This window comes from Undibacterium sp. Rencai35W (assembly GCF_049340185.1).
Lineage (GTDB): Bacteria > Pseudomonadota > Gammaproteobacteria > Burkholderiales > Burkholderiaceae_D > Undibacterium.
This window is the reverse complement of record NZ_JBMPPC010000004.1, coordinates 221430-239643: the sequence shown is the minus strand read 5'-3', so window position 1 is coordinate 239643 and position 18214 is coordinate 221430. Positions and strand designations below refer to the sequence as shown.

Here is an 18214-nt window from a genome sequence, read left to right as displayed (position 1 = left end):
CCAATATGGAATAAAATTTGCTTAATCTAACGGAAGATACGCATTGCTGAAATTAAAATCACATCAAATGCTGCTTAACGTAAATCAAAATGCAGGACGGAGAGCGTCATGACCACACAAGATCAACATAAAGAAAACGACGGGCGATCATCTTCAGAGCTGAAGCATGGGTCTGGTACTCAATTTCCGGGTGAGGCGCGTCGTCGCTTTACAAAGGCTGGCCTGGCTACAACCGGTGTGTTGATGACAATGGCGAGTCGCCCCGTTCTTGGCTGTACTACTCAATCGCCTTCTGGTTTTCAGTCGGGCAATCAAAGTCATCGTGGTGTTCCTCAGACCAGTTACGCTTGCTCCCCATGCTATTGGGCGGGAACAACTAGCTGGCCCGGTGGCTTGAAGCACGATAATCCGGATAAAAAAAATAACGGCACTAAATTCCAGGACGTTTTTACTGACTGCTCAAAATCCTCTAAATACTATGGTGTAACTTGTTCAGACTTGGTCGCAGGGTTGTCATTTGACAGTAGTAATTACTATGTCGGAATGTATTTGATGGCGGCATACCTGAATTCCCTGAGCCACTGGACGCCATTCCTTACTACGCAAAAGATTCGTGATATGTTCACGCAGTGGCAAAGTAAGGGCAAATTCTCCCCTTCTCCTGGTGTATATTGGAACGCGGCTCAAATCGTTACCTATTTAAAAGCTACCTGGACCTGATTTGTGCGGTTGGACTTACTATAGGTTTCTCGCTGTCATTCAATAATAAATTTTAGTTCCGGGTGGATAATTCGTATGCAATGGAGAGTGCTTGCAAGCACCGCTAGCAATTCTCATGATTGGGGTGATGAAGTCGTATTGTTTAATTGTCAGTCCGGTGCTACCCACCTACTGGATCGTGCAGCAGGACAAATTCTGGATCAACTGACTACTTCACCTGGCGATGCAAAATCAATCGCAACCAAGATGGCAGATCTATGGCATGTTGAGATCGACGAAGATTTAGTTCGTTATGTTCGTGACGTCCTTATCAGTCTGCATGCTCTTGTTTTGATTGAGCGTGTTTAATTTGAAAGTAGCTGATTTATCCTATCCCGAGCTGTGCAAAGAACTGCAGCACGGTTTGTTTCTGCAGATGGGGACATTCGTCCTCAATATCCAAACACAAATTCCAGCGGCAATACATAGCTTTGCCAAAATTTACGCAGATTATTCACTGGTCGGTCGTGAGTTTGCGGATTTTCATGTCCGGTTGAAATCCTCAGGCGGCATGCGACGTTGGGTGCGACGGCAGGTTTTGTTTGAGTGCGATGGTACCCTGCCGTTTAAGCCGCTCCCATATAGCCAAGCTTTTCCTATGCTCGAATGGGGCATGAACTGGTGCGTGTCAAGCCACGCGCATAGCTATTTGATGATTCATGCTGCGGTATTAGAGCGGGGTGGTCGCGCGGTTATCTTGCCTGCGCCGCCAGGATCTGGCAAAAGTACCTTATGTGCCGCGCTGACGCATCATGGCTGGCGTTTATTGTCCGACGAATTAACACTAATCAATTTGCATAATGGTAATGTAACACCATTGCCGCGGCCGATTAGTTTGAAAAATTCGTCCATTGACGTCATAAAAAAATTCATTTCTGATGCAGTTTTCAGTAATCCTGTAAGCGATACCATCAAAGGTACGGTTGCACATATGAAGCCGACTTTGAACAGTGTCGTGCGAGGACAGGAAGTAGCACACCCTGCATGGATTATTTTTCCTCAGTTTCTGGTAAATTCTGAAACGATTATCAACACGGTTCCTAAGGCCCGTGCTTTTATCCGGGTTGCAGACAATGCCTTTAACTATAGTCTGCTTGGTGCTGCGGGCTTTCACGCTTTAGCTAAAGTAATAGACGGTGCTGACTCGTTTGAGTTTACCTATAGCTCCCTTGAGCAGGCCATCCAATTTTTTGATTCCTTAGTCGAGGCTAAGGGATGACATCGCATTTGAGTGACAAAATCCAGAGTGATATCGATCCGCGACGACTTTTGCTGCGTAGCTTGCGCGAGCCAGAACTCATTCAATCTTTCACATTGTCCGATTGGGATTTGCTGATCCGGCAGGCGCGTGCCGCAAATATATTGGGTAGTTTGTATTACCTGTTTAAAGAAACAAATTTATTGCCATCAGTCCCCGACCAGCCCCTCAGGCATCTGTTATGGGCGGAACAGGTCGCACAAAAACACCGTCAGGCAGTTCAGTGGGAGGTGCATATGATTGCAAATGCACTGAAGGACACAGATGTGCCCGTTGTATTGCTGAAGGGCGCTGCTTATGTCATGGCGGACTTACCGGCAGCGCAGGGGCGTCTGTTTTCTGACATTGATATCATCGTCCCCAAGGATGTGCTAGATGCCGTTGAGGCCGCATTGATGTTGCATGGCTGGGAGTCTACGCATCACGACGAATATGACCAGCGCTATTACCGGCAATGGATGCATGAATTGCCTCCCATGCAGCATGTAAAGAGAATGACGGTCGTTGACCTGCACCATGCAATCTTGCCCGAAACTGCCGCGGTACATCCGGACTCAAAAAAATTGCTTGATGCCACGATTTGCTTAGGAAGCGACTCACAGATTCGGATACTGGCACCAGTGGATATGGTGTTACATAGCATGGTACATCTGTTCTATGAGGGCGAGTTTCATCACGGATTGCGAGATTTAATCGATATTCAGCGCTTGTTTGCGCATTTTGGTAAGAATCCATTTTTTTGGTCTGCCCTTGTTCCAAGGGCAAGGGAGTTAGAGCTGGGGCGGCCTTTATTCTATGCGCTGCGCTATATGCAGCTGATACTGCAGGCCGATATTCCTCAGCACGTAATGGAGCAAGCCCAAGCAAGCGCACCGCATGCCTTGCTTAAGGTTTTTATGGATCAGTTATTTATGCGAGCCTTGTTACCTGTTCATCTTAGTTGCGATGACTGGTTCACAAAAACGGCAAGAAGTATGTTGTACGTGCGCGCAAACTGGCTGCGTATGCCGCCATTTTTGCTGATGCGCCATTTATTTCATAAGGCATTTATATCGCCGCGAGATGCTTAAAGACTGATATTTCTTTTGGGAGTATTTTGCTTGTAAAGCATTCTCAAGAGCAAATTATAGGAAGCTGATCAGGTTGAAATAAAGTCAATATAGTTGTATTTTTAATACTGCATTAATTCGATTTGCCTGTAGTATATAAAATAATAACAATCACAAAAAATATCGGGATATTGACACTCAAGAACGACAAGTGATCTTTGTCAGATCAACACCGTTGAGACGCTCAACCGATACAGCCTATTTTATGTTCGCTCGTTTAATTATATTTTTCTCTGTATTGGTGTCGGCGAGCAGTATTACGCTCGCCGAAGAGAGCGCGCCCGGCTCTTTATATGGAGGGCTTGGAGATACGGGGGATAGCCGCGCCTTGACGATCATGGCGGCCAGATATGAGCATGCAGAGGGGGTACCAAAAGATTATCCGTATGCGTTAGCGTTATATTGTGCGGCAGCGAAATTAGGTGATGCTGATGCGCAATATGCGATGGGCTGGATGTACGCTAACGGGCGTGGTGTCGAGCGCAACGATGCTACTGCCGCTCAATTATTTCAAGTGGCTGCTGAGCAGGGTCACGAACTGGCAAGAAGAATGATCGGCAATATGTCAACCGAGGACATATCGGCATTACCTGCTTGTCTGAGTTCTGAGATGATCAATCTGGACGAAAAAAAAGATCTGGTCTTTTTACCCAAATACCCAAAAGGCCGGATTTCGCAGCTAGTCGAAAAATGGGCACCAAAATATTCTGTCGACGCTAATTTGGCATTGGCTGTTATCTCAGTGGAATCTGGTTTTAACGAGCAGGCCTTATCTCCCAAAAATGCTCAGGGCCTGATGCAGCTAACCCCTGATACTGCCCAACGCTTCAGCGTAAAAAATGCATTTGATGCGGAAGATAACATCAAAGGAGGCTTATCTTATTTACGCTGGCTATTAGCTCTTTTTCGGGGTAATGTCTCACTGGTAGCAGCTGCTTACAACGCTGGCGAGCGTGCCGTAGAGAAATACCATGGCGTTCCACCTTATTTGGAGACTATGGATTACGTGCAAAAAATTAATCGCTTATACCAAAAATCGACGCACCCGTTTCAACGTAATATTGTTGACGCATCGTCTATCGTGATGCGCCCCACCCGCAGCAGTAAACCTTAAATCGGAAGGCACATGCTGATTAAGAGATTACTTAGCAAGCGCGATATTCTGGTTCCTTACTTTAATTTCCGTAAGGAATTAAGTGGAAATATTGAGTCCACTCTCCTCAAAGAAATTTTTCAACTGAGATATGAGGTGTACTGTCTCGAATGTCATTTTCTGCCTACTGAGGAATTTAAAGATGGTTTAGAAAGTGATGAGTTTGATGAGTGCTCCACGCATTTTGCCGCCTTCACTATGGATAACCAGATTGTTGGTACGGTGCGCCTGGTGCAGCCATCTCCTGATTTGAATTATCCTTTTGAGGGGCATTGTAGCGTTTTTGATGACTATGTCATGCCCGCCAGGGAGGCTGCTGGTGAAATATCACGCTTAGTCGTCCGCAAATCACATCGTCGTCGTAGAGGCGATTCGATGGAAGGTGTATCTCAGGATTTCCGGGAAAAAGGGAATGCCGCGTCAATTCAGCCGCATCAGGGCGGGAAAAAACGGGACGGTAACAGCCCTTTACTATTACTAGGTTTATATCGGGAGATGTATCGCTACAGCCGAAAAAATGGCATTCGCTATTGGTATGCGGCGATGGAGCGCTCGCTGGCAAAATCGCTGGATAAAATGGGATTTCGTTTTGTGCCGATAGGCCCGCAAACTGACTACTACGGTCCGGTTACGCCTTTTGTCGTGGATCTGGACGAACTTAATAAACGGCTACATAAAGAAAACAAATTTCTGGCCGCCTGGTTTAATGACGAACAGATACCGTACAACGTAATTATCAGAACCATGATCAGTACATTCTGGCAGCAGATAACAAAGAAAAAATAAGCATAGAAATGCAGGGACTCCAAAACAAATTCAATTTCTGGAAAACAAAAAAATGAATCCAATTTTTGCCAGATTAAGCAGGCGGATAATTCGCTATCAGTTAGCGAGAACCACGTCTGATCAGCTTATTCAACTGGGTAAAAAGAAGCTGATTCGTGCATTTCGCAGAGCCGCCAGATGCTCACCTGCCTATCAAATTTTGCTGCGTGAATATGATGCTTCAGTAAGCAACATTAATACTGTTGATGATTTTGTGCGACGTTGTCCTGTCCTGGAAAAATCTAATACATTCCGCCGTTTCCCTATCGATCAATTAATTGCCCGCGATACGGATACATCGCAGCTCGCCTCCATACTCACCAGCTCAGGTCATGGGAGTAATGGTTTTGCGATCGGACTCAGTACCAGAAAGCAATTGAAATCAACCGCGACTCTGATTGATATGGGGCTTGAGTTAGCCTTTGATATTGACCGCTATAAAACTTTGCTGATCAATTGCTTACCGATGGGGGTGACGTTTCAATCGGATACCGTATGTGTGGCTAACGTCAGCGTCAGAGAGGATATGGCTTGCGCAATTGTCGAGCAAGCGGGTGCTGCTTTTGAGCAAATTATTCTTTGTGGCGATCCTATTTTTCTTAAAAAATTATGTGATTTTTCTCAAACTAAGAGGCTTGACTGGCGTCGTTACCGAGTTAATGTCATTGTCGGTGAAGAAACGTTTAGCGAGTCATTCCGAGATTATCTTGCACTGGTTTTGAACGGCAATCCTGATGATCCAACCAGTGGCCTGATTGGCAGCTCTATGGGCGTAGGCGAATTAGGACTGAACCTGTTTAATGAAACAAGAGAAACCATTGCCATACGCAGAACATGTATGAGTCAGCCGGACTTGCTGATCGATTTATTTGGCAGTAGCGCAATTGACGCACCAGTGCCGTCCTTCATGGTCTTTAACCCCATGCGGACTTTCGTCGAAGTGGTGAATACGGACAAGCACGGTAACGGAGACTTGTTAGTTTCCATGCTTGATCCGGATATACCTATCCCGTTGATGCGTTATAAAACCGGGGATAAAGCAAAGTTGCTCAGCAATGCTGAATTAAATGCGATATGCAAAAAAACCAATAAAGATTTTTCTCCCCCCTCTTTACCTGTGATTGCCTTACATGGGCGAGCTAAGGACTATCTGCCAGATGGTATGCATCTGGATCATTTTAAGCACCTGCTTTACGCAGATCCGGCAATTGCGGCTCAAGTCAGCGGAGCTTTTCGTTTGACCTCTGCCGTGAATGGTCTTCGCTGGGAAATCCAGTTGCAACACGGAAATGAAATTTCCCCGCAATCAATTGCATCCTCGCTACAAGCTGCCGCCAGTTTGACGTATGGGCGCGTAGAAACTATTTGCTATTCCTATCACGATTTTCCATACGGAAAATCCTTGGATTATGAGCGTAAATTTGTTTATTGGCTGGGGTAAATATTTTATGTCGGTTATTTTTACAGCAATGTATTTTGATTGCCTTTTAGTTAATTTAAAAAAGTATTTTAACTAATAAAATCAGTCACTTATGATTGTTTGTGATTTCTGGCATACCTTGTGCTTATAGATACGCGTCGAGATAGTGATTTGACCTAAATTAAGGGGAAGCTCAAATGAATATGAAACAAATTTCAAAACTGGTTGCAGGTTTGGTTTTGGCTGCAGGTATGGTCGGATCAGCAAGTGCGATTAGTCTGGTAGCAGGCGATCTGAAATTCACGATCGATAATTACGATGCGGGCACAATCGGGTACGGCGCTACTCCAGGTGTTAAGTGCTCAACAACAAGTGGCTGTGACGGTATTGCCTCCAATCCATGGCCAAATTCTTACGGTGATGATACTTGGGGTATTTTTTCCGTAGCGTCAATTTCTAAAATTTCTGATGGCTCCATCGTTTGGACTAAAGGAACTGGTCAGTATTTAACTGGTTTGTTCGGCGGTCTGAAAGATTACTATGTCGAAGTTAGCACAGGTCTGGTCAAAACAACGACTGCACTGGCAACTGGCGGATGGATGGATTTGTATCTGAATAATGTTGACTGGAATCCAGCGACAGCAACTGCTGGACGCACAAGTCAATATGCATATACGGGCATTACAGGAGGTACTAATGTACTGTCCGCAAACTTTGGTGCCGGCGTAATTGGTGATGATCCTGCTGCTAGCTACATTACTTCTTATGCCAACACTGGCTTGTCCGGTGCTGGTCAGGGTTTCCTGGATGTAACTGGCGGTGCATGGGCAGCGCAGTTTGACACAAACACAGCGATTGATCCGAATGGTAACGCGCATGACTTTTTGTTAAATGTTACGTTCGATAACTTGGGTAACAAAGCTTCTAACATTGGCTGGACAGTAAAATCAGCTGGTCAGGTAAGCGGTAATGCAATCCCAGAACCTGCATCACTGGGCTTGCTGGGCTTGGGCTTGGCTGGTCTGGCAAGTATTCGTCGTAGAAGAAAATAATCCAAGTCGACCTTGGTAAAAGCTGCCTGGTGTAAACCAGGCAGCTTTTTTGTTTGTATCTGCCTAAAGAGTTGTTGTGAGATATCTATTTTTCGATATTTAAAACAAGTCACATTAAGCGCTGTGAAAATTATCAAAAATATAGTAATCTGTCACATAAAGAATGTTATTTTTACAATATAATTTATTTGTCGGGTTGTGGAGTGTCGATGTTTAGAATTGCTAATCACCATGTATCGCGTATTACATCAATTCTTCTATTGATTGAATTTAGTATTGCACTTGCTTCGGTTTATTTGGGAGCCATCATCCGCACATTAGATAGTGCTTTTCCTTTTTCTGAAAAATCAGATAATTTCTTTAGTACGGCTTTGGTTTTTGCATCGATTGTTGTGTTCAGCATGAGTGCTTTGGGGATGTACCAGATCAATTTTCGTGAAGGCATTAGAAATACCTTTTTAAGATTGATGCCTTCTTTAGCGTTAGCGCTCATTTTGGTTACGTTGACATTTTATGTGCTTCCCACATTATTCATTGGGCGTGGTGTACTGGGCATTGTGCTGGTGATTGCTGCTATTGGCATTTTGACCGCAAGAGTCTTGATTTTTAAAACCTCAGAATCAGGGTTGCTGCGATCAAGGATCATTTTTCTGGGCTCGGGTTCCTTGGCAAAAGAATGTTATGAACTGGCGCTGACCAACACTGCTCACCATGAATACGAGATTTTGGGATTTGTACCCGTCACCGATGAGATATGCCAGGTTCCAGTGACGAATCTCTTGTCTTCCGAAGCGAGTCTGAGTTCAGTTGCAGAGAAGTACCATGCTGATGAAATCGTGGTTGCCGTACAAAACCGTCGTGGTGCGCAGTTCCCCATTGACGATTTGCTGGACTGTAAATTAAATGGTGTTAAGGTCATTGACGCCGCGGCATTTTTTGAGCGTGAAGCATGTCAGATTCGTGTTGAGTCTTTGCAGCCGGGTTGGTTGGTTTTTGGTGACGGGTTTAATCAAAGTTTTTTAAGACGATTTGGCAAGCAGATATTTGATTTGACCGTGAGCGCAATCATATTTTTACTGTCTTCGCCGATCATGCTGGTGACTGCCTTATTGATTTACATAGAAGATCGCGGACCGATTTTTTATAAACAAGAACGAGTGGGTAAAAACGGAAAAACCTACATGGTCCTGAAATTCCGGAGTATGGGAATCAATGCAGAAAAATCTGGCAGCCCGCAATGGGCGACTAATAATGATCCGCGTACAACCAGTGTTGGTAAAGTCATCCGTAAATTACGTATTGATGAGTTACCTCAAATCCTGAATGTATTACGCGGAGAAATGAGTTTTGTAGGTCCGCGTCCGGAGAGGCCATTCTTTGTCGACCAATTGTGTAAAGACGTTCCTTTTTACAATATGCGCCACAGTATCAAGCCTGGCATCACCGGTATGGCGCAAGTACGCTATGCCTATGGTGCTTCAGTTGAAGACTCCGTACAGAAACTGCAATACGACTTGTATTACGTAAAAAATAATAGCTTGTTCTTAGACGTTTTGATTTTGCTGGAAACAGTACAGGTCGTTTTATTGGGTAAGGGAGCAAGATAATGCTCGTTCATAGAAAGTAGAGTAAATGCTGATTAGCGTTGTTTCACTAAGCTATCTTGTCGCCGCCTTCGCATTTCTTATTCTGTCAGTCGTTCTGATGACTACATGGCGCGGGCGACTTCATTGGAAAACACTTGCTGCCGCCTGTATCATCACCACATCCTGGGCAGCCACGCTGGCATTTCATATTCTGTTTAGCTTGCCGTTGTCCACGTTTGCCAATGCGTTAGAAATTGCTAGAAGTGCGTCGTGGATCATTTTCTTGCTGATACTTCTTCATCCTCAAACTTTCGGCAATATGTTCACTTGGGTGAGTGGCAAACCTTACAAGCAAGTCATCCTGATATTTTTGGGAACGTTATTTTTTTCAACCATCTATGCGCATTCTACGATCGGTGATCCTCTCAGCGCAAAGATCAGCTTAATTACTGATACGTTTGGCCGGGTTGCTTTAGCCGTGATGGGTCTGCTGCTGGTTGAGCAATTTTTTCGCAATATGTCGGACCAGGGTCGCTGGGGCATCAAGTTTGCCTGTCTTGGTATTGGCGGACTGTTCGCGTACGATTTTTATTTGTATAGCGATGCAATGTTGTTCCGTACGATTAATCCTGAGATATGGGCGGCACGCGGTCTGGTTGATGCGATCAGCGTACCCTTGATCGCGATATCGGTTGCGCGTAATCCTAAATGGTCGCTGGGTATTCTGGTATCCCGCCGCATGCTATTCCATTCGGCCACTTTATTTGGTGCGGCATTTTATTTGCTCGCGATGGCTGCTGCTGGATATTACTTAAGATTCTTCGGTGGAAACTGGGGAACAGTCATGCAGGTCGCCTTCTTGTTTGGCGCCGTTATTTTGCTGGTGGTACTTTTGTTTTCTGGCTCAGTAAGATCGTGGCTTAAAGTTTTTATAAGTAAGCATTTTTACAACTATAATTACGACTATCGAGAAGAGTGGATACGATTTACCAGAACACTTTCGATTGGCGGTGATGATTTGGGGGAGCGTGTGATCCGTGCTCTGGCAAGCTTAGTCGAGAGTCCTGCTGGCGTACTATTCGTCAGACGTGAATCGGGATTGTGCGAACCAGTGAACAACTGGAATATGCCTTTAGGGAATTCAACCGAACCAGTAAACAGTGCGTTCAGCAAGCTGCTTGAAGAAAAGCAGTGGGTTGTCGACTTATCTCATGCCGATGATCAAACCAATCCTTATGCTGAAGTGGCTATTCCGGAGTGGTTGCAACATTATCCGAGAGCCTGGCTGGTATTGCCCCTCATCTTTAATGGAAAACTCTTTGGTTTTATCTTGCTGGCAGAAGCTCGCAGCAAAATAAAACTGAACTGGGAAGTCCTGGATTTGTTAAAAATCGCCGGTGTGCAGGCCGCGAGTTATCTTGCGCAAGAGCAGTCGGCGAATGCGCTAATGGTAGCGAGGCAGTTCGAGTCATTCAATCGTATGTCAACCTTCATGGTGCATGATTTAAAAAATCTGGTAGCGCAGTTATCCCTGCTGTTATCAAACGCGGAGAAACATAAAGATAATCCTGAGTTTCAAAAAGATATGGTCGATACCATAGACCACTCAGTACAAAAGATGAAGGTTTTACTGCAAAAATTAAGCAGAGGTGCGTCGGTTGATAAATTGGCGGTGATTCCTCTGGATGCCTTGTTAAGGCATGCTGTTGATTCCAAATCACCATACGAGCCAACGCCGAAATTGGAGATTAACAGTCCAGATGTACAAGTGTTTGCAAACAGGGAACGGTTAGAGCGCGTTATCGGACATCTGATTCAGAATGCGATTGAAGCCACGCCTAAACATGGCGAAGTGCATGTCAAGCTTTCCCAGCAACATCGTCATGCACTGATCGAAATTAAAGACACAGGTGTCGGTATGTCTGAGGAATTTATCCGGGACAAACTCTTCAGCCCTTTTGTGTCCACCAAGGTCGCTGGTATGGGAATTGGCGTTTTTGAGACCAAAGAATATATAGACGAGTTAGGCGGGAAACTGGAAATCATGAGCCGTGTCTCTGTTGGCACCAGCTTTAAGATCATTTTGCCTGGCTATTTTTTAGATGACACACATGCGTTGCAAGATGCTCAAACACAAAAGGTAACATCGTGAGCCAAGAAAAGAAAAAGTTGCTCATTATTGAGGATGACCTTGGGCTGCAAAAACAATTGCGTTGGAGTTTCGACGCATATGAAGTCCTGGTTGCCGGAGACAGAGAAAGTGCCTTAGCACTGGTGCGCCGCCACGAGCCTGCGGTTGTCACGATGGATCTCGGATTGCCCCCCGATCCTGATGGTGCGACAGAGGGACTGGCGATTTTGCAGCAAATTCTGTCATTGGCACCGGACACAAAAGTCATCGTACTTTCTGGTAATCAGGACAGAGAAAACGCGGTCAAGGCAATCGGGCTGGGGGCGTATGACTTTCATCAAAAGCCGTTCGAGCCGGAGATGCTGGGATTAGTTATCGAGCGGGCCTTTTATTTACATGCACTGCAACAAGACAACCGGCGCATGTTGCAAATGCAGACGGCATCGCCGATGTCCGGCGTCATCAGTCGCGACCCTGGCATGCTGAAGGTTTGTAGGAATATTGAAAAAGTAGCGCCTTCGTCCGCATCGGTCATGCTGTTAGGAGATAGCGGTACAGGTAAAGAAGTATTAGCCCGCGCACTGCATCAGTTGAGTCCTAGGCAGGACAAGCGTTTCATGGCGATTAACTGCGCAGCGATCCCGGAGAATTTATTAGAGAGTGAGTTATTCGGTTACGAAAAAGGTGCTTTTACCGGTGCGGTAAAACAAAATTTAGGCAAAATTGAATTGGCTAACGAGGGAACGTTTTTCCTTGACGAAGTCGGTGATCTACCTATGCCTTTGCAAGCCAAGCTCCTGCGTTTTTTGCAGGAGCGTGTAGTAGAACGTATTGGCGGGCATAAAGAAATTCCGGTTGACGTACGTATTGTCTGCGCGACACATCAGAACCTTAAAGAGCTGGCTACCACCGGGCGATTCCGTGAGGATCTATATTACCGGCTCAGTGAAATCGTCATTAATATCCCGCCACTGGCGGCACGTGATGGCGATGCTGCATTACTGGCACATCATTTTAAGAATAAATTTAACGCGAAAGAAGGGCGTCCTGGCTTAAATTTTAGCCAGGATGCGCTGGCAATGATCGAGAGTCATACCTGGCCCGGCAATGTGCGCGAAATGGAAAACTGTATTAAGCGTGCCGTGATCATGGCGGATGGCCCACAGATTACCGCAGAGGATCTTGGCTTGTCGTCCGAACCTGTGGAGGAAGCGCCGATCAATTTGCGTCAGATACGTGAGGAGGCTGAGCATAAGGCCGTGGTCAAAGCACTTGCCAGGATGGATGGAAACATTGCAAAGGCCGCAGAGCTATTAGGCATCAGTCGTCCGACCCTGTACGATTTAATGAATCGTCACGCAATTAAATAAGTCTGGCGTACATCAACATGCCTGATCCATCGTCGCTGATCTTGCAGAGCTTATGAGTTATCTCGTCCACGAATTGGTCGTCCGTACCGCGCAACGCACGCCGCAGGCGGAAGCTCTGTGTTATCAAGCGCAGCGGCTCAGTTACGCTGACCTGGCACAGCAGATTCAGCTCGTTTCTGAGGCTCTTCAGGTCTTGGATCTTGTCCGGCATGACCGCATTGCGGTGTTCCTCGAAAAGCGGATAGAGAATGTAGTGGCACTGTTTGCAGCATCTGCTGCCAGCGCTGTTTTTGTCCCTGTCAATCCTTTATTGAAAGCGGAGCAGGTCGCTTATATTCTCAAGGATTGCAACGTCAAAATTCTGGTGACGTCGTCCGAGCGCATCTCTGCCTTGTTACCTGTTCTGAAGGATTGCCCCGAGCTGCAAACCTTGATTGTCGTCGGTAAAAGCATCCCTGAAATTAAGGAATTGAATTGTCGTGTCCTGCTCTGGCAAGATGCCTTGTCTATGGCATCTGAGCGCATCCCGCAAAACCACCGGTGTATTGATCATGATATGGCTGCGATCCTGTACACATCTGGCAGTACAGGCAAGCCTAAAGGGGTCGTCTTGTCTCACCGTAATTTGATTGCCGGTGCAGAGAGTGTTGCAGAGTATTTACAGAACAGCGCATCTGACCGGATATTATCGGTCTTACCTCTTAGCTTTGATTATGGACTGAGTCAGCTTACCACGGCGTTTTTAGTGGGTGCGAGCGTCGTGCTGATGAACTATTTGATGCCGCGGGATATTCTCAATGCAGTTGCCGAAGAACGGATTACGGGTCTTGCTGCGGTGCCGCCATTGTGGTTGCAGCTCGCACAGCAACGCTGGCCAGAAAAATCGAGTTTACGTTATATCACCAACTCTGGCGGTGCCATGCAGGGAGCAACACTGAGCAAACTGCGACAGCTTTTACCTGAGGCGAAAGTGTTTCTGATGTATGGATTAACCGAAGCGTTTCGCTCGACCTATCTTGTGCCTGATCAGGTAGACATCAGACCAGATTCGATCGGCAAAGCGATTCCGAATGCAGAGATTCTGGTTGTCAGACCCGATGGCAGTGAATGCGCGCCAGATGAGGCTGGAGAGCTGGTACATAGAGGCGCTCTGGTATCACAAGGCTATTGGAACGATGAGGCGAAAACTCAGGAGCGTTTCAAACCGATTCCCGGTACTGCTACAGGACTGGTTTTTCCCGAAATTGCAGTGTGGTCGGGTGACACTGTGCGGCGTGATGCCGAGGGCTATCTTTATTTTATCGGGCGGACCGATGACATGATCAAGGTATCGGGCTATCGTATCAGCCCGACAGAAATCGAGGAACTCATCTCCGGCTTTCAACACGTGAGCGAAGTGGCGGCGATTGGCGTCCCGCATCCCGAATCAGGTCAGGCCATTGTGCTGGTGATACAGCCAGACAAGCTGGATAGTATCGATATCCATGTGCTACGCAAGGAGATGCAGCGCCACTTACCGGGCTATATGTTGCCATCGCATATTGCCGTAACGGCAGAGAATTTACCGCGCAATCCTAATGGTAAGATCGATCGCAAACTCTTGCAGTTACGCTTTCATGAACTTTTCGTATCGGTATCTCAATGAAGCAAGTCAAACCTGTGCATGCGATGCAAACGCAGTTTTCAACCGTTGATGGTGAGTTGCAGCTCGGCGGCATACCAGTCCGTCGCTTGGCGCAACGTGTTGGCAGCACGCCGTTCTTTGCCTACGACAGACAGGCGATGACTGACAGAGTGGCGCAGGTACGTAGCCATTTGCCACAAGAAATCTTGCTCCACTACTCGCTCAAAGCGAATCCGATGCCAGCGGTCGTACAGCACATGGCGGGTCTGGTAGATGGTCTGGATGTCGCCTCGGGCGGTGAATTAAAAATTGCGCTCGATACGCCGCTTATACCAGCAAAGATCAGTTTTACCGGACCGGGAAAGACGGACGCCGAGTTAGCTCAGGCTATCGCCGCAGGTATTGTGATCAATCTGGAATCCGCCGGAGAATTGCGACGCATAGACCGGCTGGCAAATGCCTGCGGTGTTCAGGCCAGTGTCATGGTCAGAGTGAATCCAGACTTTGAATTGAAGTCTTCTGGTATGAAAATGGCCGGTGGCGCTAAGCAATTCGGTGTAGATGCTGAGCTGGTGCCAGCCTTATTAAAAGAGCTCGCTGCGGCGAATGTTGAATTTCATGGGTTTCAGATTTACAGCGGCTCTCAGAATTTAAAATCAGACGCAATCATTGAAGCTCAGGCGAAAACTTTTGAACTGGCGCTGGCTTTATCCAGTTATGCACCGGTTGCACCACGATTGATTAATATCGGTGGCGGGTTCGGTATTCCTTATTTTCCTGGCGAGTTGCCTTTAGAGATTGCGCCTATCGGACAGCATTTGCAGCATTGGGTCAATCAACTGGCGACGCGTATGCCTGGCACGCGCATCGCAACTGAAATGGGGCGTTATCTGGTCGGTGAGGCGGGAGTCTATATCACCAGAATCGTTGATCGGAAAATGTCGCGCGGACAAGTGTTTTTGATCACGGATGGCGGTATGAATCATCACCTTGCAGCGTCCGGTAATCTGGGACAAGTCATACGTAAAAATTATCCTGTCGTTATTGCCACGAAGATGTATCCGGATGTAAAAGAAGTTACCTCAATCACCGGACCGTTGTGTACGCCGCTGGATTTGTTGGCCGACCGGATGGAGCTTGCGCGTGCCGACGTTGATGACCTTGTGGCAGTTTTTCAGTCGGGAGCTTACGGATTAACCGCAAGTCCGAATGATTTCCTAGGTCATGCCAGACCGAAAGAAATAGTGGTCTGAGTCAACGAAGTTGTAACCCTGCTTCACTAATTTTCTGGCCTGCCGTTAACTATTTTTGTCGCACAAAAGTTACTCTAGCAGTTGTCACATGCGAATGTTTATTTCTTGTTCAGATCTCATCGGTTGGTTATCAAATCTTTATTGAATTTTCGTTGAATGTTCATTGAATGCTCATTGAATCTTTACAGAAGTTTTTTAGAATCATCGTGTCACCGACAGAGCAAGAAATCAATTGACATCATTCCCGTGACAACTATGCTGACTAGGTGTCAATGTTCCCCCACTTGTAAAGCAGCTCCTATGATTACCCCAATATTTCCCACCGTACTGAAACGAGTCAGCGCATCGCACTTGGTGTGTTTAACGATATCGGCTTTTCTCGTTGCCTGTGGCGGTGCTGGTACCGCTGTCTCCGGTGCGACACCGCAAAATCCTACGCCACCTATTGTTGCCATTCCGCCGGTGATTAGTACGCCGCCTGCCACGCCGACAACACCGGTTCCTCCGGTTAATGCGCCTGATACGACCGTGGGTTTGATTACCTCAGTCAAGGTGCAGAATACTGGCATAGATCAAAGCAATGTCCCGTTCAGCTTCGGGCATGTTTTTGCCAAGGGGGATGTCGTCGCCTCCAGCAGTATCAGTGCCAAGCTCAGTGACGGCAGCGTATTGCCATTGCAGCTTGACGTGAAGGCTAGTCATGACGACGGATCCTGGCGTCATGCTGTGGTATCTGGCGTACTTCCTAAGCTTATGGCAAATCAGACCGAGACAATCAGCCTGCTTAAAAACACTGCGCCCAATACCGCCCCCGTTTCTGGGACGCCGTCGGCTTTACTTACTGCCGGTTTTACGGCATCGGCGACTGCAGTGATTGGCGGCGTAGCCTATTCAGCATCAGCAGACGACTTGCTGAAGTCCGGTCAGTACACAAATTGGCTGGCAGGTTCCATGGTGAATGAATGGCTGGTGTCGGCACCACTGAAGACCGCGCAGGGCGCAACACATCCCCACTTGACGGCGCGTTTTGCGATTCGTTCATATACCGGGCAAAGCAAGGCCAGAGTCGATGTCACGATAGAGAACAACTGGGCTTACGAACCAGCTCCGCAAAACATCACCTACGATGCGCAAATCAAAGTCGCGGGACAGTCGGTATATACCAAGTCTGCCCTGACACATTATCACCACGCACGCTGGCGCAAACTGTTTTGGTGGGGCGCAGAGCCACAAGTACATATTCGTCACAATACGGCCTATCTGATCGCGTCTAAAGCGGTGCCCAATTATGATCAGAGCATCGTATTTTCCACGCCATCTTTTGCCTCAATAAAAACCCAGTTCACCGGTGCTGCCACTGAGCCAATGGGCAACGGTATGGCTTTGCCATCGATGCCTAGCCCCGGTGGCAGGCCTGATATCGGCCTTATGCCGGGTTGGGCTGCAAGCTATTTGCTGAGCATGGATAAGGACGCCAAACAGGCAACTTTGGGAACGGCAGATCTGGCGGGTAGCTGGTCTATGCATTACCGTGATAAAAATACTGATCGCCCGATCAGCCTGCTCGATTATCCGTATATGACCATACTCGGCAATTCTGGCGACACCTTTAATCCGGCAACTAAAAAGCTCGAAGCTTTTCCCGCATGCGGCGGTGTATGTACGAACCCGAATGTGGCAGACTCCAACCATGAGCCTGATTTTTCTTACCTGCCTTATCTGGTAACAGGGGATTATTACCACTTAGAAGAATTGCAATTCTGGACCATGTGGAATCTGTTCCAAAGCAATCCCGGTTATCGTGACAATATCAAGGGTTTGTTCAACCGTACACCGGTACGCGGGCAAGCCTGGATTCTGCGTTCGCTGGCAGAGACTGCATTTATTACACCGGATAAAGATGCACTGAAGAGCCAGTTCGCTACTTTTTTAGCGACCAACCTGGACTGGTATAACACCAGCTATACCAACAATCCCAAACCAGACAATACACTGGGTGCCATCTTTGATCTGTACTCGACGGAATACAATGACAAGCGCGGCATTGCCCCCTGGATGGATGACTTCTTTACCTCGGCAGCAGGGCGTGCAGCCGAGCTGGGCTATACCCAAGCCTTGCCTCTGTTGAAGTGGAAAGCAAAATTCCCAATTAGCCGGATGAACGATCCTTCTTATTGCTGGATACTGGGAGCGATCTATTCCATGAACGTCCGTGATACGGCAACCAGCAGTTATTACACGACGATAGGTCAGGCTTACCTCGCCAGCAGCCCTGCGACCTTGACTTCGCTGGCGTGTAATAGTCCCGCAATGGCCGCTAATCTTGGTTTGAAGGTCGGTGAAATGACGGGCTACGCTTACGGCACAGAGGGCTTTCCTTCCAATATGCAACCAGCGCTTGCTTACAGCGTGGACTCCGGTGTGGCAGGTGGTGCAGACGCATGGAAAATATTTATGAGCCGTAGCGTCAAGCCCGACTATTCAACGAATCCAGAATTCGCCGTTATTCCTCGTTAGTTCCAGGCAGCGACAGGCATGAAATCCTGACGGGGTTTCATGCTTTTTTATTTGTACTTCCTGATACTCATAAACTCACCATGCCAGATCAAATTTGTTTATAATTTGATATTAAATTAAGCGGTCATCCTTAAACGTCCATTTCGAGTTAATTTAG

General features: G+C 47.0%; 14 protein-coding genes. All 14 read left to right on the top strand.

The window, feature by feature from the left end:
• Positions 1-108: 108 nt before the first annotated feature.
• The 14 genes from ACO0K3_RS10615 (at position 109) to ACO0K3_RS10550 (ending at position 18057) form a co-directional block, all read left to right on the top strand.
• Positions 109-720 (top strand): hypothetical protein, encoded by a 612-nt coding sequence (locus tag ACO0K3_RS10615; protein WP_422984396.1) that lies wholly within the window; start codon positions 109-111, stop codon positions 718-720.
• Positions 721-807: 87 nt separating this feature from the next.
• Positions 808-1068 (top strand): HPr-rel-A system PqqD family peptide chaperone, encoded by a 261-nt coding sequence (locus ACO0K3_RS10610; RefSeq protein ID WP_422984394.1) that lies wholly within the window; start codon positions 808-810, stop codon positions 1066-1068.
• Positions 1061-1978, top strand: a complete 918-nt coding sequence (locus tag ACO0K3_RS10605; protein WP_422984392.1) for an HprK-related kinase A — start codon at positions 1061-1063, stop codon at positions 1976-1978. The genes ACO0K3_RS10610 and ACO0K3_RS10605 overlap by 8 nt, the downstream gene beginning before the upstream one ends.
• Positions 1975-3087: a nucleotidyltransferase domain-containing protein gene (locus ACO0K3_RS10600; protein WP_422984390.1), complete on the top strand. Its 1113-nt coding sequence runs from the start codon at positions 1975-1977 to the stop codon at positions 3085-3087. The genes ACO0K3_RS10605 and ACO0K3_RS10600 overlap by 4 nt, the downstream gene beginning before the upstream one ends.
• A gap of 244 nt (positions 3088-3331) precedes the next feature.
• On the top strand, positions 3332-4240 hold the full coding sequence (locus ACO0K3_RS10595) for a transglycosylase SLT domain-containing protein (protein ID WP_422984388.1): 909 nt from the start codon (positions 3332-3334) through the stop codon (positions 4238-4240).
• Between the two features lie 12 nt (positions 4241-4252).
• Entirely contained in the window at positions 4253-5065 is an 813-nt protein-coding gene (locus tag ACO0K3_RS10590; RefSeq protein WP_422984386.1) for a PEP-CTERM/exosortase system-associated acyltransferase, read from the top strand.
• 52 nt (positions 5066-5117) lie between these two features.
• A complete protein-coding gene (locus ACO0K3_RS10585) occupies positions 5118-6545 on the top strand; it encodes a hypothetical protein (RefSeq protein WP_422984384.1) in 1428 nt (475 codons plus the stop codon).
• 176 nt (positions 6546-6721) lie between these two features.
• Positions 6722-7576, top strand: a complete 855-nt coding sequence (locus ACO0K3_RS10580) for a PEP-CTERM sorting domain-containing protein (RefSeq protein WP_422984382.1) — start codon at positions 6722-6724, stop codon at positions 7574-7576.
• 209 nt (positions 7577-7785) lie between these two features.
• Positions 7786-9183, top strand: coding sequence for a TIGR03013 family XrtA/PEP-CTERM system glycosyltransferase (locus ACO0K3_RS10575; protein ID WP_422984380.1), 1398 nt, complete (start codon positions 7786-7788; stop codon positions 9181-9183).
• Positions 9184-9208: 25 nt separating this feature from the next.
• Entirely contained in the window at positions 9209-11314 is a 2106-nt protein-coding gene (gene prsK / locus ACO0K3_RS10570) for an XrtA/PEP-CTERM system histidine kinase PrsK (protein ID WP_422984378.1), read from the top strand.
• The gene (gene prsR / locus ACO0K3_RS10565) at positions 11311-12663 is read left to right on the top strand and encodes a PEP-CTERM-box response regulator transcription factor (RefSeq protein ID WP_422954973.1); all 1353 of its coding nucleotides are present in this window, start codon (positions 11311-11313) and stop codon (positions 12661-12663) included. Before prsK ends, prsR begins: the two co-directional genes overlap by 4 nt.
• 52 nt (positions 12664-12715) lie before the next feature.
• Complete coding sequence (locus ACO0K3_RS10560; protein ID WP_422984376.1) at positions 12716-14308, top strand: acyl-CoA ligase (AMP-forming), exosortase A system-associated; 1593 nt, start codon at positions 12716-12718, stop codon at positions 14306-14308.
• Positions 14305-15540, top strand: a complete 1236-nt coding sequence (locus ACO0K3_RS10555; RefSeq protein WP_422984375.1) for a pyridoxal-dependent decarboxylase, exosortase A system-associated — start codon at positions 14305-14307, stop codon at positions 15538-15540. Before ACO0K3_RS10560 ends, ACO0K3_RS10555 begins: the two co-directional genes overlap by 4 nt.
• A 300-nt stretch (positions 15541-15840) precedes the next feature.
• The gene (locus tag ACO0K3_RS10550; RefSeq protein WP_422984374.1) at positions 15841-18057 is read left to right on the top strand and encodes a hypothetical protein; all 2217 of its coding nucleotides are present in this window, start codon (positions 15841-15843) and stop codon (positions 18055-18057) included.
• The last annotated feature ends 157 nt before the right edge of the window (positions 18058-18214 follow it).

Bases quoted from the DNA above. Each gene is read 5' to 3' on its own strand.
- ACO0K3_RS10590 (WP_422984386.1), top strand. From the start codon at position 4,253: ATGCTGATTAAGAGATTACTTAGCAAGCGCGATATTCTGGTTCCTTAC.
- ACO0K3_RS10560 (WP_422984376.1), top strand. From the start codon at position 12,716: ATGAGTTATCTCGTCCACGAATTGGTCGTCCGTACCGCGCAACGCACG.
- prsK (WP_422984378.1), top strand. From the start codon at position 9,209: ATGCTGATTAGCGTTGTTTCACTAAGCTATCTTGTCGCCGCCTTCGCA.
- ACO0K3_RS10580 (WP_422984382.1), top strand. From the start codon at position 6,722: ATGAATATGAAACAAATTTCAAAACTGGTTGCAGGTTTGGTTTTGGCT.
- ACO0K3_RS10555 (WP_422984375.1), top strand. From the start codon at position 14,305: ATGAAGCAAGTCAAACCTGTGCATGCGATGCAAACGCAGTTTTCAACC.
- ACO0K3_RS10550 (WP_422984374.1), top strand. From the start codon at position 15,841: ATGATTACCCCAATATTTCCCACCGTACTGAAACGAGTCAGCGCATCG.
- ACO0K3_RS10575 (WP_422984380.1), top strand. From the start codon at position 7,786: ATGTTTAGAATTGCTAATCACCATGTATCGCGTATTACATCAATTCTT.
- ACO0K3_RS10615 (WP_422984396.1), top strand. From the start codon at position 109: ATGACCACACAAGATCAACATAAAGAAAACGACGGGCGATCATCTTCA.
- ACO0K3_RS10600 (WP_422984390.1), top strand. From the start codon at position 1,975: ATGACATCGCATTTGAGTGACAAAATCCAGAGTGATATCGATCCGCGA.
- ACO0K3_RS10585 (WP_422984384.1), top strand. From the start codon at position 5,118: ATGAATCCAATTTTTGCCAGATTAAGCAGGCGGATAATTCGCTATCAG.
- ACO0K3_RS10595 (WP_422984388.1), top strand. From the start codon at position 3,332: ATGTTCGCTCGTTTAATTATATTTTTCTCTGTATTGGTGTCGGCGAGC.